The organism is Variovorax sp. VRV01 (genome assembly GCF_014852545.1).
Lineage (GTDB): Bacteria > Pseudomonadota > Gammaproteobacteria > Burkholderiales > Burkholderiaceae_C > Variovorax > Variovorax beijingensis_A.
Genome location: NZ_JACVBS010000015.1, coordinates 111,414 through 127,873 on the forward strand (window position 1 = coordinate 111,414; position 16,460 = coordinate 127,873).

General features: G+C 59.9%; 6 protein-coding genes and 1 pseudogene. 2 read left to right on the forward strand and 5 right to left on the reverse strand.

All coding sequences use genetic code 11. The features are described 5' to 3' along the window. Positions 1-36: 36 nt before the first annotated feature. Genes IB278_RS24180 through IB278_RS24190 form a run of 3 tightly spaced genes read right to left on the reverse strand, consistent with a single transcriptional unit; the run spans position 37 to position 9,269 of the window. The gene (locus IB278_RS24180) at positions 37-2,823 is read right to left on the reverse strand and encodes a helicase-related protein (RefSeq protein ID WP_192325964.1); all 2,787 of its coding nucleotides are present in this window, start codon (positions 2,821-2,823) and stop codon (positions 37-39) included. Positions 2,824-2,832: 9 nt separating this feature from the next. Then, positions 2,833-8,169 (reverse strand): DEAD/DEAH box helicase, encoded by a 5,337-nt coding sequence (locus tag IB278_RS24185; RefSeq protein ID WP_192325966.1) that lies wholly within the window; start codon positions 8,167-8,169, stop codon positions 2,833-2,835. After that, positions 8,169-9,269: a Fic family protein gene (locus tag IB278_RS24190; protein WP_192326069.1), complete on the reverse strand. Its 1,101-nt coding sequence runs from the start codon at positions 9,267-9,269 to the stop codon at positions 8,169-8,171. The genes IB278_RS24185 and IB278_RS24190 overlap by 1 nt, the downstream gene beginning before the upstream one ends. 126 nt (positions 9,270-9,395) lie before the next feature. Here IB278_RS24190 and IB278_RS34305 point away from each other — a divergent pair. Further along, positions 9,396-9,680: pseudogene (locus IB278_RS34305) on the forward strand (cupin domain-containing protein); the annotation flags it as partial. 193 nt (positions 9,681-9,873) lie between these two features. Here IB278_RS34305 and IB278_RS24195 read toward each other — a convergent pair. Together IB278_RS24195 and IB278_RS24200 are read right to left on the reverse strand one after the other, a co-directional pair. Next, positions 9,874-11,430 carry a DUF2357 domain-containing protein gene (locus IB278_RS24195; RefSeq protein WP_192325968.1) on the reverse strand — a complete coding sequence of 519 codons (1,557 nt, stop codon included), beginning with the start codon at positions 11,428-11,430 and terminating at the stop codon, positions 9,874-9,876. A 5-nt stretch (positions 11,431-11,435) separates the two neighbouring features. Next, positions 11,436-13,715 (reverse strand): McrB family protein, encoded by a 2,280-nt coding sequence (locus tag IB278_RS24200; RefSeq protein WP_192325970.1) that lies wholly within the window; start codon positions 13,713-13,715, stop codon positions 11,436-11,438. A gap of 862 nt (positions 13,716-14,577) precedes the next feature. Between IB278_RS24200 and IB278_RS24205 the strand changes: the two genes are divergently transcribed. Then, a complete protein-coding gene (locus IB278_RS24205; protein ID WP_192325972.1) occupies positions 14,578-16,458 on the forward strand; it encodes an ATP-dependent nuclease in 1,881 nt (626 codons plus the stop codon). The last annotated feature ends 2 nt before the right edge of the window (positions 16,459-16,460 follow it).

The following is a 16,460-nucleotide window of genomic DNA, read 5'->3' on the forward strand; positions in this document are numbered from 1 at the left end:
TGTCCGCCGCTTCAGTCATGGTGCGTCCGAGCATGGTCAGAGCTCATCCGGTAGCAGCACGTACACGCCCATCACATCGACCGGCAGGCAGGGGCTGACGCTGTACTGACCCACGTCGCGGGTGGCCTCTCGTATGCGCTGGTGGTCGACCAGTAGCGCATCGGCGCGTTGCTGGGCCAGCGCTTGCAGTTGCTGCGGCTGCGCGGCCAAGAACTCGAGTGCGGCGCGGATTTCGCGCTGAGCAGCCTCGGGCGGCAAGTTGCCGCTGGGTACGCATTCGAGCAGGCGACTCGCGCTGTCATCGGTCAGCCATTGCGGGGCGTTGCGACCATGCACGGCCAAGGCCACGGTTTCCTCGGCCATCATTTGGAAGGGTTCGCGGCGGCGCACATAACTGAGTTGGTGCCGCAGGCGCAGCAGATAGAGAGTGCTGACGACCTTCACGTCATTGGTGAGGGTGGCGGCGCAGCGGGCGGCCAGTGGGTGCTCGCCACCAAGTGCATCTTCCAGCATGTGCTGGGCCAGCACGCTGACCAGGGGGTGGCTGCGGTGCAGTTCGTTGAAATCGATGAGTTGAGGTGCGTCGATACCCTCATCGGCCAAGCGCTGGCGCAGGGCTTCGGGCAGGTGTTGCGGTAAGAAGCGTGCAGTCTGCTTGCGCCCGATCTCCAGCGGGGCGCCCAGGCGCACACAGGCGCTTTGCAGGAAGCGCTGCACGTCGGCCTGGGTACCCAGGGTCTGCTGCTGCTTGTGCCATTCGGGCAGCACTTCGTCGGGGCGGATGCGGCGTTGGGCGAACACGGTGCGGTTGGTCTTGGCTTTTTCCAACGCGTCGCGCCATTGGGCTTGCAATGGGGCGAGCAGTTGCTCCGGCTCGCCGAAATCGAACGCGACTTGTGGCGAGGCGATGCGGCTGTCGCTGCGCTTCATCAGTGCGGCCTTGACCAGCGCCTGATTGATGCGGGCTTCGTCCTCGGGCATGGGAACGAGCACGCCGAGTTCCTTCTGGATGGCCTCGCCTTTCTTGAGAATGACGTTGAGCACGAAGCCATCCACCGGGTTGTCCTGCCCGTAAATCATGGTGCAGCGCACTTCGTCGGCCTGCTGGCCGAAGCGATCGACGCGGCCTTCGCGCTGTTCATGGCGGGTGGGGTTCCAGGCCAGGTCGTAGTGGACGACAGCAGTGAACAGGTGCTGCAGGTTGATGCCTTCGGAAAGGCAGTCGGTGGCGACCAAGATGCGTTGCTCGGCATTCTCCATGTCGTCAACGCGCTCGCGGCGTTCTTGGGGCGTGAATTCGCCGGTGATGGCTTCGATCGTGGCCTTGGGAAAGGCGGCCTCGAGGTGTTCGGCGACGTAGTGGGCGGTTGCGATATAGCGGCAGAACACCACGGGGTGGTAGCCATCCTTCACCAGAAGGCCGATATGACGGATGAGTGCAGCCAGCTTGGGGTCACCAGCCTTGCCGGAAAGGCGCTGCGCGTCGGCAATCAGGCTTTGTAGGCGGCCGGCATCCTGCAACTGGGCGGGCGGCTCCAGGTCGTTGATGGAGAGGTCGTCGGCTTCGCCGTCGTACAGGCGTTCATCGCTGAGGAGAGTGTCATTCGGTAGTGCGCCTTCCAGCCGGGTGGTCAGTGCCTTCACGGCGGCAGCGGGCGACGAGGCCACGCAGCGCAGCAGCGCCAAGGTGGCGTACCAGATGAGGCGAGCGCCACCAGCTTGCTCCCGCGTTTCAATGGTTTCGGCCAACTCGCGGCAGTAATCCTGCACGGCGTCGAAGAACGTGCCCCAATCGCCGCTAAGCTGATAAGTGAGCTCGGTTTTCATGCGGCGGGGAAAGCCGCGTCCGTCATGGGTTTCAGACTGCCATTGAACAATGTCTTTGCGGCGGCGCTGGACAAAGTGGCGGGCCAGTTCCTGCCGCAGCGGATCGGCGGCCGTTATCCGGCCCTGTAAGGCGGCAAAGCGCGGGTCGAGCAGCGACAGCAGGTTGTAGAAGGCGGTCTCATCGCCAGAGTGCGGCGTGGCGGTGAGTAGGATCAGGTGGCGTTGCTCGTCACGAGCAAGGCGTTGCAGCAGTTCGAAGCGCAATTGCTTACCCGCGCCGCTGCTGGCGCAGGTGTGGGCCTCGTCAACGACGATGCACTCAGGGGCGGTGGCAAGGAACTGCTCGCGATGCCGCTCGCTCTTGATGTAGTCCAGGCTGACCACCACCACAGGGTGGTGGTCGAACAGGCGCACACCATGCGGCAGTTCGCGCTCGATGCGGGCGGCGGAGGCCGAGGTCAGCGCAACAGCCTGAAGGTTGAAACGAGTTTCCAGTTCACCTTGCCATTGCTCGACCAGATGCGGCGGGCACAAGACGGCTAGGCGCGTGATTTCACCGCGATCCATCAGCTCGCGGGCAATCAGACCTGCTTCAATAGTCTTGCCGATACCAACGTCGTCGGCAATCAGCAGGCGCACGGTGGACATGCGCAATGCCATCAACAGTGGCACGAGCTGGTAGCCGCGCGGCTCCACGGCAATGTTGCCGAAAGAGCGGAACGGGCCCGCACCGGCGCGCAGGGTCAGACGCAAGGCATCTCGCAGCAGCAAGGCGGCGGCATGGTTGCCGGCGCGTGCGGCATCGGGCCAGGTGAAGGTGGCGGGTTCGACGGGTTGGAGCTCCAGCTCTGGAATCAGGACGATGCTGTCTTCGTCGGAACCGCTTAATGGGCGCAGGCGCAGCCAGTCACACCGCGAGTCGCTCTGTACCACCCATTCGCGCCCGCGGGCGCGCACCAGATTGCCAGCCATGAGGTCGTGGTTCGCGGTGGTCATGCGGATGATCTAGCTGAAAACATGCGGATGGCTGGCGAACTGTTCGTGCCAGTGCTGAGGGTTAGACATGTCCAGCACTGCCTGGCCCTTATCCATCAGGGCTGCCACTTGTGCTGGACTGGGGGGCACCAGGACCACCACCGTGCGCGCGGCCTTGTATTGGCCTGCTACGGTGAGCTCGCCGCCCAGTGCAGGCACTTGGTACTGATCGGGCTCGCGGTGGCTTCCAGCGTGCAACGCTTCCTGCCATTGAGCAAAGAGTTCGCCATGGCCTGCATCCGGAGCGAGTTGGTTGGCTCCGTTCGCCGTTGTTGCTGCGATGAAAGCGGGCTGCTCCGGGTCCGCAGGCCTCACCTGCGCATTGGCCAGAGCCACAAGCATTTCAATGGCTTGAGCATTGCGACGATTGATGTGGTTGTGGTCGGGCTGGTTGAAGTACGACAACAGGCACTGGTAGCAGCCGGCTTCGCAAATGCTCTGGCCGAACTTGTTCTTGTGTTCCAGAGCATCCAGGCCTTCGACTGTCCAGGGGCCGGTGGGGGCGTCGTGGTGCATCAGCCTCAGTGCGGCAGCGGCAACCTGAGCCATGGCTCCCGATTCCGTTGCCAGGCGCGTGAGCACGCCCGCACCACCTTCGGCGGCCTCGTAGAACAGCAGCGCCTTGCGGTCGTGTTGCTTGGGCAAGGATTCGGCCACGAGCTCGGACTCTTCGATCTGGAAGGTCATTTCAATGCCGCGTTTGAGAGCAGCCTGCAGCGTGGCCATGGCCTCCATGTCTAGGGGAATTCTGGGGGCGAGGATGAGGATGTTGCGATGGTCCTCCACGAACGGCACGATTTGCTGATTGGGTACTTTGTCCAGCAGATCGCCTTCGGGCTCGGAGCCGTCGGTGGTGGCGCCGGGCTCGTCCTTTTTGCTCCACTGTCCGGTAATTGGGTTGATGTAGAAGCCGAGCTGCCCCTTTTCTTTGCGACGGCGCCAACCGCGGTTGATGCGCCAGATTTGCGCCGCCGGGGCATAGGTGAGCGCGGCGAGAACATCGGTTTCGCCGCTGCCTTCCGCGCCGCCCAAGACGAGAGACTTGTGCTGTGCGATCTTGCCATCGGGGCCGGGCAGAAAGCGGTAGGTGGTTTGCAGTTCGAAGCCCTGTCGCTGACGGTCTTCGTCATTGATTGAAATGCGCTCGACGGGCACGGTCTCCACGGTTTCGATGCGGTACAGGTTGCGCACCCAATCCAGGTCGGTGAGAAGGGCCTCGCAGTTCTCGCATGTGTTGTGGTGTGGTTCGATGCCAGTCTCCTCACCCATATGCGCATAGCCGCATTGGCTGCACACGCGGCTGGCCACCGTGGCCAGCGTGCTGTTGCCTGAGATGTGGTCGGCTGAGCCTACATTGAGCTTGGCGCGCACAACGCGGTACATGCGGCCTTGGTGGTAGATGAGGCTGCGTGGGCCGAACTCGGACAGGGCCAGGAAGCGCGGGCGACTGACCATGCTGCCTTCATCGTCCTTGCCTTTGGCTGTGGCGCCGCCTTTGGCAGGGATCCAGGCCATGAGCGGCAGGCGGGGGAAGTTGTAGCCGGGCAGGAAGCCCTGACTGGCAAGGTAGCGGTAGGTATAGAAGTCTGCGTTTTGGCCGTTGCCCGGCTTGAGTAGCACGGCGTACTGGCGGGCCGCGTCGCCATAGCGGCGCTGGGCATTCTGCTTTTCAGCATGGGTGGTGGTATAGCTCTTGACCACCTGGTCGGCCATGTCCATCTGCTTGCGCGTGGCGTCCACGAGCACGCGCCAACGTTGCAGGGCGGCATCGAAGTCTTGCGCTGCACGCTGAATGGCTTCTTCCACAAAGTTGGAAGAGAGCCACGTGCTGCCTTGCAGCACTGGGGTGAGCTGCGCCATGAACGCGTGGGCGCTTTGCAGGGCGCGTGCGTGGGCCTCGGGCGCCAGGAGCCTCTCACGCAAGGCGCTTTGCAGAGGCTTGCCTGGCTGCTCCAAGTCCAGCAGCGGGCCGATGCTGGTGTCCAGTTGCACCTGCAGCGCCGCCAGCCATGCAGCGTGCAGATGACTTTCGACCAGGTCTCGGTTGGCCAAGTCCAGCGTCGGTGGTCTGACGATGCCATGCACCATCTCGGTAGCATGGTGGAAGAACCATTGGTCGTGCGGACTGAGGGCCGCGCAATACGTGATGACAAGCGCTTGCTGGCCTGAGCGCCCGGCACGGCCGCTGCGCTGGGCGTAGTTGGCTGGAGTCGGCGGTACATTGCGCAGATACACCGTGTTCAGTGCCGAAATGTCCACGCCCAACTCCATGGTGGGTGAACAGAACATCACGGGCAGGCGCTCCAAAGGCGCTTCATGAGCGGGGTTTTCCGACCAGTCACGGCGGTCTTTATCGGTGTAGCGGAATCGCTGCTCCAGCAGTTGGCGTCGGGAGGGGTCCACCTGGGCTGTGTGCTCCTGGGCCTCGAAGTCGAACAGAGCATGGCCCTGTTGACGCAGGGTTTGGGCCAAGGCCAGGTACAGGTTGCGGAAGAACTGGTTGTGCTTGCCGTCGTCAGTGGCCTGGGTTTCCTCCACCAGCAGCCAGTCCATGGACGACGCGTTGAGACGCCAGCCAACGGTTTGCCGATCCACCTCGAATCGTTGAACGTAGCCGTGGTCCTTGGCGGCTTGGAGTAGATGTTCCAGAAGCTCGACCCACTGCGGCTCTTTCCACCCTTTGACCAGGGCCGCGGCGCTGCCGCTCTTCCAGAAGTCCGCCGACTTGATGTCTTTCAGCAAACGGGAGCGTGATCCGCCGGGGACTAGGTCGTTGCGGGGTTTGCCTTTGTACTCGGGACGCTTTGTCAGGATCAGGTATCTGGCGGTTTCCAGGTTTTCATCGGCAGCGAAGGCCCATCGTTCATTCAGGTGCTGGTGCGCCGTGGCCCTAGCTTTTTCTTGTTCCACCGAGTCTAGATAGCGGGTCTCCAGGCAGAGGTGGCGCCGCATGTGGTTGAACATCGTTCGCGCCAGAGCGGCTCGTTGGCTTGGCTCGATGGCGGCGAGTGCTGAGCGACCTGTAAATAGTTGGGATTCCTGTGAGAACTCATTCAACCCGCGATAGGCGATGGAGAGCAGGTTCAACTGGTCGAGATTTGGATTGTTGAAGCGCCAACCACGCCGCAGATCGCGCAGCAGACGGTAGCCGATGATGAAGCGCATGGTGCGCTGAGCATCCTGGCGTGCGAGACCCATCAGCTTTGGTGTGCGCAGGTACTCGGCCAGTGTGGTGAAGTCGGCTTGGTCGAATCCGAGTGCCTTGAAGACTGCATCCGCGAGCATTTCTTCGGTGAGCACGCCGTGGTGGTTCTGCAGCGCGCCAATGAGGGCGGAGCGCAGCGTGAGCAGGAACACGAAGTCGTTGAAGTGACCGGCTTGCAGTGCGGCATCCTGCCGGTTGTCAGTGAAGCCGAGCAGCTTGCGCGGGTCGGGCTGGCCAGCCGGGATGTCCTGCATGGCAAAGAGTTGCCGGAGGGCGCTCAGTGTCAGAATGGTAGTGGCCGAGGACCGGCCTTCGCCCGATAGGCTGGCCAATCGGTTGATGTCCTTGCCATGAACTTCATGGGTTTGGCCGCAGTTCAGGCAAAAACGGAACTTGCCCGGAATGAACCAGTACTCCTTGTCCTGGCCTTGCACAGTCTGCCGCCCCTGTGGAGTGACGCGGACATCTTCCGGGATGGATTTTCGGTAGGTGCTTTTGACTTTGGGTTCGGCCTTGGCCAGATCCAGCCACGTTTCGGGCAAATCTTCAATGTTTCCACGGTAGGACTGACGAATGTCGGCCGGACACAGGAAGCCGTAGCGCGCGTTTTCGTCGTCGTCGCCAGAAATGTCGTCGATTTCTCGGGGGGTGTATTCCACTTGCGACTGGCCAGAGCGCCACACTGGGTGGTATTCCTGTCCGCAATCGCGGCAGAAGTGAACGGGGTAGAGCTCCGTGCCTTCTTCCTGCCGCCCCGGCGCGTAGCGCTGGGCATCCAGCGTGATATGGCGCACGCCTTCAGCTTCCAGGGTCGCCAGCACCTTGCCTGGCCCGCTGATGAACTGGTGGAGCTTGAAGGCAAATGGCGCACGGCCCTGCGCTGTTCGAACAGCATGTGCGGCAACCAGAAAGCGCTGAAGTCCGGCGCTCGCTTCTTCAAAAGTGCATTGCGCATCACTAGCCAACCGCAAGGCGGCATCGCGCAGCGTCATGGGTTTGGCGCGTCGGGGCGGTTCGTTGGCGGGCAGTTCAATTCCAAGGTTCAGTTCAACCCATACAGCTAATGGGTCATCACTGAAGGCGGCGAAGTCCGGCCAGTGATGGATTTCCTTTAGTAGCGCCGGCTTGAGGAGTGGTTTGACGGCAGGAATTCCTTTGCCTGGGTTCGTGACTCGCTCCAGCGTTTCGCCGATGACATCGTTCTCGGAAATATGCGCACCAAAAAGCAAGCTGGCCACATTGGCAACAGTCTGGTTTCTGTCAGCTTGAGTGCCCGTGGACGACATGGTGGCGGAAGTACCAATGCACACCAATTCTTCGGCATTCAAGCGCTCGCGAAGCCGTCGCACGAGCAAGGCCACGTCGGCGCCCTGCCGGCCGCGATATGTGTGCAGTTCGTCGAGGACCAGGAATTCCAGCCCTGCGCAATGTTCCACCACTTGCCTGTCCACCGCCTCAAATCGGGTCAGGATCAACTCCAGCATCATGAAGTTGGTGAGCAGGATGTCTGGCGGATTGCTGGCGATTTCCTGCCGCTGCGTAGAGCTTTCCTGCCCGGTGTAGCGAGCGACCGTAAATGGCTTTTGATCTTCCGGGTAACCGTGCAAGAACTTGTCGAGTTCTTCCAACTGGCTGTTGGCCAGTGCGTTCATGGGGTAAATCACAATGGCCCGCGTGCGTTTGCTCGGGTCGGCTGCCTTGGCTCTCACGATACGGTCGATGATCGGAATGAAGAACGACAGCGATTTGCCCGACCCTGTGCCGGTGGTGACCACATAGCTTTGCCGACCCTGGGCCTTAGCCAGTGCCTGCAATTGATGAACATACAGGTGCAGATCTGCAGTCACCCCCTCCGTCTTGCCCACTTGGAAGATATGCGCGCAATCGGCATGCAGCATGCCTTGATGAGCCAATTGCTGAACGGTGGTGTCGCGCTTGTAGTTGGGATTGATCTGAATCAGCGGCTCAGGCCAGTAACGGCCGCGGGCATATTCCTGCTCCACGGTGCGAAGGATGTCATCGGAGGCGATGCGGCTGAAGCTGCGCGAGAAGCTGCTGTATTCCGCGATCAGTTGATCTCTGAAACTGAAGACGTTGTCCATCACTTGCCTCTTTGTTCTTCTTGGTGGTTGCTACGTGGGGCATCGGGTGACGACGCGAACTGATACCAGACACCTCGGCCTGCCCCATGCTGCGCGAGATGCCCACGTTCCACCAGGACACGGAAATGCTGCTTGAGCGTGTTGCGGCTTCCGTCAGTCAGTCTGATCGCATCGCCCATGGTGATGCGCCCATGCTCCCGCGCGAATTCCACGATTTGCAGCGAAAGTTCGGGCAGTGTGGCGAGTACGAGCTTTTCGCGCTCTACCTTGCGGTTGAGGCGACGAACCTGCTCGGCCAGTGCGCGTAGAAAGAAAATCAGCCAGGGCTGCCAATTTGGCGATTCCGTACGGATGGTTTTCCGCGTCTGCCGCAGCGCTAGGTCGTAGGCCTCCTTGCTCTGCTCGATCACACTTTCGAGCGAGCTGTAGGGCACATAGGCATAGCCGGCTTGTAGCAGGAGTAAAGTTGTCAGCACCCGGCTTAAGTGGCCGTTGCCATCTTGGAAGGGATGGATCTCCAGGAAGGTCACGACCCAGGTGCCTATCAGCAACAGGGGGTGGAATCGCGCCGCGTCACGCTCCTCGTTGAACCAGGCGACCAGCTCCGTCACCAGGCGCGGGGTGTGGATGGGCGTGGCGGTTTCGAATGCGGCACCAGACTGCTTGCCATCTTTATCGAAGGCGACACCATTGTTCGCGAGAGTCTTGTAGCTGCCGCGGTGCCAAGCATCCGTCTCACTGTGAGCTAGCAGATTGCGGTGCAACTTCTTGAGGTAGTTTTCGGTCAGCGTGGTGTATTGCCAGGACGAGAACACCAATTCCATGACTTCGGCGTAGCCGGCCACTTCCTGTTCGTCGCGAGTCGAAAAAGATTTGTTCTGGCGGTTGAACAGCAGGCGCTCGACCTCTAAGTCCGACAGCTTGCAGCCCTCGATACGGGTGGACGAACCGATGCTCTCGATGGTGGCCACCCGACGCAGGGCCAAGAGCCGGTCCGGCGCGAGGGTGCCGAGCGCCCGCCATGCGCCCTTGAACTCATCGATGCTTGCGATGAGCTTCAGGACTTCCGGGGTGATCTGGATGGCGTGGGCGGCAATCATGTCGCCCAATACTACATCCAATTACACCCATTATTTCCCTGGCGGCGGATAGCGCTCTTGCCAGTTTTGCAGCCGGTGCCAAGCGGTTGGTTGGCTCCCCGCATCATCCGATACTCGACTCACCACTTCTGCCATGTGCGTGCGGGGCAGGGCTTGTCGTCGATCGCGTCGGGGCGGTGTCAGACTACCGCTACGAGCTGCTGAGCAACCTGTTCGTCGAGCCCTACCTGGTCACATTGCTGCCCGGCGCCGATCCCTATGTGACCTTTCAGCATCCGGGCCTCAAGTTCCTGTACTTCCTTTCCGGGAGGCCATGTACCCTACGGCGGCAAGTCGGTTGCGGTGTTAGCAGGGGACTCGCTGCTGTTCGACGCGACCGCACTGCATGGGATCGAGGCCATCCAGACCTAGCCGGTCTCTTACCTGTCAGTGGTGTTCACGCTGCGAGAGTAGGCTGTTCTTGGCGGCACTGTCATGCCGCGGCCGCGCGGATACGCCGCCTTAGACTCCTCACCATCATGCTTGTCGTTCACCCGGCCAAGATGAGTGTCGCCGTCCAGGCGGCCAAACGAATTAGCGGTTTTGCTTGGAAGGCGCTTTTCGATCAGTTGCTTTCCGAGGCGCATGACCAGTCTCGGAGCACGGAACGCAGAGAGCCGCGACCGGCCCCGTCAACACTGAAATCGGCAACAGCTCCGACGCGATGTTCTCGGAAAAAGTCCGCTGCTTCCAGCCAGCCGCATTCAGTCTTCGCTGGCAATAGCAGCAAGCACCCAGAGATGCGTGATGCGCCGATCCTCAGAGAATCTCGATAGATATGCGCGCTTTGCATGGCCTCCAGAACGTTCTGTTGCCCGCTTCGCCATTTTGCGTCGAGTACGAGTGCGTTCACCCCAGCGTCGTCTCGCAGAGCTAGGACGATATCGGGACGCCGCTCACGGGAGATGCTCCAGGCGACCTTGTCGGCTGCGGTCCTGCGAGCACCGGAGGGGAACTCCGCCTGAAACAGCGCCTCAACAACACGGCCATCATTCAAGACTGCACCGAACGCCAGCTGAGCCGTGATTTCTTGGGGCTCGACGGGAGTCAAGCGAACGCCGGCAACTTCCTCCAATGCGCGCAGCAGCTCAACAAAGCACCAAGTTTCGTAGATTCCCCAAGTGTGGGTAACGTGCAGGTCATCCGGTGCCTCATCTCCCTCCACGCCGGTCATCATTGCCTGAGACCCCAATCGATAGGGGCGGCTATAGCGGGGATGCGCCGATATCTGCGCGAGCCCAGTCGCGCTGGTTTCAGCGCGCGATATCCGCGTGAATGGATCTGTACGAAGGATTCTTGAAACGCCGTCTTCCAGCTCTGCGAGAACCGCAAGTCGCCTTTCAACGCGCGGAAGCTGATCTTCCTTCGACCCGCCAAGCTGCAGGGATTCAACAGTTTCACGAAGATGAGCGATCGTCGATCGAAAACGCTTCAACAGAGCCAAGAGTGAGCGGTTGACTGGTGTATCGACGGTCGATTGGGACTCACGACTTTGCAGTTGAATGGTGTCCAACTTCTCTCGTGCTGACGAAATGCCCGCGATGAGTGCAACGAGCCGGCGATCCTGGAGCGTAGTGGGGTGAAAACTCCGCATGCGTACGAGCGGCATAGGGCGTCGTTCCGATGAGAGCGCACTGTGGGGCGATGCTCTCAAAGCGGTGAGTGCCTCCAGGAATGCTGGGCCGTGTGATCGCATCCGAGTCAGCAGTACCTCGTTGGTGAACAGGCCAGGCTGACCGTCCCGTCCGAATGCCATGGTTCCAGACGATAGACCCCTCAGCAAAGTTTGGTCGAAAGCGCGAATCCGCTCCACCATCTCGGTAAAGTGTGCATCACCTGACTTGGAAACGCTCGGGCTAACGTCGAACGAGCACTCAAGCTTCAACCCGTTTTCAATGGTACAAACGTTGACACGCCCGGCGTAGAAGGATGGGCTCCATCTGCAGAGCCCAGCGCGAGTAAAAGCTAACTCAATGTCGTCGACAAAGAGTCGTGCATTCGGTTGAGTGATCAGTTCGATCGAGTAGTGCGAATCTTCGTGGAAGCCAGATGCAGTTGAGCCTGCATCCACATACGTCCAAGCAGACGATTCCGGTGCAAGCACGTGGCGTATGCGAAGCATCGAACTCAGCGCCAGAAACGTGCTGATCCGGACTTCAGGTCTTCTTGCATGGCCTTCACCTTCTCGCTGCACCTGGTAAGGCGGTGTGTTTCCAATACGTCGAGCACTGCTTTGAGCGCTTGCTGAAAGCGAGGTACGGCCTCTCCGCGGAGCTTGGGTAGTACCTTCGCGTAGACCACATCATCTAGTGCACTCGGCACCGCATCCGGCATCTGAGCATGAAAACTTAGATAGCCCAGAACGTCGTCCACGGTTCGCAGCCCGAAATGCAGGCGGCAGGGGCTCAAGGCCGCTTCGAGTCCATTCAAGACTGCCTTAGCCTGGATCTTCAGATCCTCGGCAATCAGCGCATTCGCCCAAGCGGGGTGGGAGTCGATATCGATGTTCCAAAACTCCAATGTGAAAGCGCGATCCAGGACTTTGTCGGAGAGGCCGTGCGTGGTCTCATCCATGTTCAGCGTGCCGATGATCGCCAGATTGGAAGGATAAGGAACCATTCGCGGAACAGATACGGAGGGGTCGACCATCTGATGCAGCTTCAATGCGACGCGGGACTCCATCGCAGACAAGATTGGCGCAAAGTACTGCTCTGGATGAGAGAGATTCATCTCATCGAGGATCGCCACATACACCCGACTGGGATCGGCGGCAGCTCTCAGTACGAGTTCAAGGAATGGAGCGCTCCGATACGAGGCATCTTGTAGCGGATTGACGTATCCGAGCAGAGGGCTCGGGTCATGCCAACCCGGTTGTACCGGGATCACTTCGATGAAAGGCGAGTCCAATTCCGCACTGTCGGTGAGTGCCCGTGCGTACTGCAAAGCTAATTGCGTCTTGCCGGATCCCGAGATGCCGGTCAATACAGCAAGGTGTCGCGTTGGATGGAACCACAGACCGGTGTGGAGCTGAACGACCAGTTTCGCGTTGAATGCGTACTGGCCCTCTGTCGTGCGCCTGAGCCGATTTTTCACCTCTGTAAAGCTTGGCAGGCTCAATGCTCCAGGGGCCTGCTCTGGAAAGTCTTCGACCGGACCAGGACCCGCTACCGACGGTAGCTTTTCGGGGATCCAAGTCACCATCTTCGCCCATCGATGGCCTCGCTCGGTCAACGAATACCGGCGGTCCTGGTAGTTCACCAAGCCCAACTCTCGCAGCCACCCAAGCTGGGAGGTTGGCGCGAAATTTGTGGTCCAGCCCGGATTGACCTCTTTCAGGAAGCTGATTAACGCTTGACTGTCTTGAGCACCTTCCTCCAAGAGCTTGAGAACATTGTCCAAACCAAGGACCTTGGTGAGGAGGTGGTCCGCAAGCACGTCAGGATCGCGAGATTCCCGAAGAGCCTCCCCCCTGGCGTTCAACCGGTACCCGTCGCTCTCGCGTACGCAAAGATCGAACTCGCGAGCAATGACGTTGATGGTGGTTCCTACGGCTGCATCGCCTAGCCGGGGATTGGCCTCGCGGACGCGAGCTTCGAACTCGATCCGGGTCAATCCATCCTTGAGATCGTCGATGATGTCCAGGAGGGCCGCGAATCCTCCGCCCATTCCGGTCAGGCCCTTTCGCCGCAAGGTGACTTGCACTGGCACCAGGACTTCAGGGCGGGTTGTCTGTTGAAGGAGAGCTTCGGCAGCGTTTGGCGGAGCTGAGCTATTCGACTTTTCGATCGCACGCTGGAGCAGAATCCATGGCAGATTGATCCGTCGAGCTACTTCGTAAAGGTCTTTCGCGTCATACGCAGGCAGCACAGCGTCGACGGCACCGCGGACCGCAATACTGGCGGAAACAAAGTGGCTCGCACGAGCACCAGTGAGCCTGTTGTACAAGTCAAAGAGGGCGTCTTCGTTGTTCACTATCGACGTGAAGCGAGACGGATATAGCGCACAAAGCGCTCGGCGAAGTTTCAGCCACGGAGTCTTGCCACACAACACTCTCAGCCTGGAAGCAAGCTCGTCATGGAACTCCTGCAACGCGACTGTCGCCGCATTCAGGTCCTCCGGAAGTGGATCGCGCACCTGCCCGGCGAACCACGCACGAAATGCGGCGTCGCTTAGCGCCGCATGAAGCTTGATGCGCCCTTGGCCCGTCGACGAAATGGACTCGTCATTGAATAGTCGGTCAAGGAATTCGGCATTCTCCAGATTCTCCGGAATGTTGTCCTGAACCATCCGCAGGAAATTTTCGGTTGCTCGATACCAGCTAATCGCGTTGGGGCTTGCTGCTTCTCCCGAAAGAACTTCTGATGACAAGCTTTGAAGACTCGACGGGCTTTCCACGTTATCAGTCACGCATTTTCCTTCTGGCTTTTGTGTTCTCTGCGGTATTTTCACTCGGCGCGCTGATCCGACGTTGCCATGAAACCCGCTCAACTTCTGGGGTGCAGTTCAACCCGTCGGTGGACACTATCGAAGATTCCAAGGCTCACCCGGCGGCGCATGATGCCACCCTTAAGGTCCAAGTTCTAGCTCAATGCGCCAAGCCCAAAGCTTCAATGGCAGGCATTGCGCTCGTTCATAGGCGGAACGCGAACCTTGTGCTCAAGTGACGCCGGATGGCTACAGCGCCGTCAGCGCGCAAAGCTGTGCGGAACCGGATGGCCACGGCGATGACGAAGGACCACCGCCTTGAGGCGGCGCAACTGTGCAATCTTCTTTCCACCAGACCAAAACCGAGGAATCAAGATGTCCTTCGGGCAACCAGTCTTGCAGTGCGTCGGGAAGCAGTCTTTGCTGCTGCGGCTCGTAGGGCAGGTAACTGATTGGCTTGCGCCCGAATCTATCAAGCTTCTGCGCGATCGTCTCGCTTCTGCCGCGCCGGCTCCCAGGTCAGGTCACCCTCCCCATCCACGATCACCTTTCGGCGCGCCAAGCAGGGGTTTACGAGCGCTCTCCCATGAACGTGGGATGAGCGCGAGGCATCGAGCATCGAATCCGCGTCAGAATCTGACGATGATAGGTCGCTGGCGCAGCTGAATCGAAATTTCCATTCGGACTGATTGCAGACCTTGAGCCGGCGCCAGAGTTCTGCTTCAGGCGGGTTCAGACATCATCGCTTGCTCAAGACGTTTGATCTACTTGTAGTTGTGCAACCAACTGCATGCGTTCGGGAGCGTCTAGCACTTCGTTACGCAGGCACAAATTGGAGTTGCACATGAGGATTCAATCCGTTCGCATCAAGAATTTCCGCACGTTGAAGGACGTGACGATTCCCTTCGATTCCGTCACGACGTTCATCGGGCCGAACGGTGCTGGCAAGTCAACTGTGCTTCGCGCGCTCGACTGGTACTTCAACGGCAAGCCTGGGTCGCTGACGGAGAAAGATTGCTCTTTCGGAGCGACTGACGAAGAAATCGAGGTTCAGGTCACATTCGCCGATCTCACCGAAAAGGATCGCACTGCGCTCGGCAAGTACGCTCCCGCAGGGGTCACGACCTTCACAGCCTGGAAGCGTCGCGGCTCAGACGGAGCCGAAAGCCTGTCTGCAAACTCGAAGAGCTACGCGCCGTTCAACGCCGTCCGCGGCAAGGTATCGGCTACCGACAAAAAGCCCGCTTACAACGAGCTGCGGACCTCGGATCCGTCGCTTGGCCTCCCCGCCTGGAGCAATGCCGAAGCCGCCAACCAAGCTATGACGACTTGGGAGGCTGGTCACACCGACCAGCTCATCGAAGCGCCGGAGTTCCTGCAGACCAACTTCTTCGGCTTTAACAGTGGCGGCAAGATGAGTGGCCTTTTCGACTTCGTTTTGGTCACCGCTGATCTTCGGGCAAGCGAGGAGTCGATCGACGGAAAGTCGAGCATCATCGGCCGAATTCTTGAGCGTTCGGTCGATCGTGCTGCCGCTGATGAGGAAATAGCGAACATCGTCGAGGAGTCGCGAGCGAAACAGCAGAAAGTCTACGAGGAGAAGTTCAAGGCGCAGCTCGAGGTCATGACGAAGCAACTCAACGAGGTTGTCGCGACCTACTCGCCCGGTCGGGCTGTCACGGTTTCTCCTGCAGAGGTGGAACTAAAAGCACCTCGCACTACGTTCGATGTGGCCGTGCTGGATGGCACAACTGAGACGGCCGTCGAGCGACAGGGACATGGCTTTCAGCGCACGCTTCTGATCTCGGCGCTTCAACTTTTGGCCCAGTCAGGTGCGGCTTCGGCAGAGGGTGTCATCTGCTTGGCAATCGAGGAGCCGGAACTCTTTCAGCATCCGATCCAGGCACAGACGTTCGCGAAGGTGCTCCGGTCGCTCGCCGAGGATGCCGCCAAGCGCATCCAGGTCACATACGCGACTCATAGCCCCTACTTCCTTGAGGCACGACATTTCGATCAGGTCAGGCGACTGACGAGGTCGTCTGACGAGACTCCTGTGGTGACTGTCCACCTCGTCACCGTTGCTGGAGTGAAGACCAAACTGAACGGGGTACTAAGCGCCGATACAGTTGATCGCCAGATTGACGGCATTGTTGCGGATGACCTTGCCGTGGCGCTCTTCGCGCATCGCGCTTTCCTCGTCGAAGGCACGACAGAATCGTCGGTGTTCTACGGCATTGGTGATAGAACCGCGCTAGGCTCGCTTGAGGCCGCTGGCGTCTCGATTGTCCCCATAGGAGGCAAATCGTCGATACCGCTCGCACATGCGATCCTGACGTCGATTGGTATCCCGGTCTACGCGCTTTTTGACGCAGATGGCGGCTTTGAAGCGCGCGCTGTGGCCAAAGGGAAAAAGCCAGACAAGATCGAGGAAGAGCGGGTGGGCCATGTAAAGGCGAATCGCGCGGTGTTGAAGTACTTCGGTCGAGTTGAAGCGGACTTTCCACCTGCCATCGTTACTAACGAGGTAGCGATCTTTGAGGATCATCTTGAAGCGTTCCTGTCCGCAAGCTGGCCCGATTGGGACAGGGCCTGCAAGGCCGTCGCGGCTGCCGCAGGAATCAACCTCTCGAAGAATCAACTCGCGTACCGGACTGCAACACTTAAGGCTGAGGGAGCCGTGCCAGAGATGCTCATGCAGATCTTGGCCAGGGCGGAGGGCAAATAGTC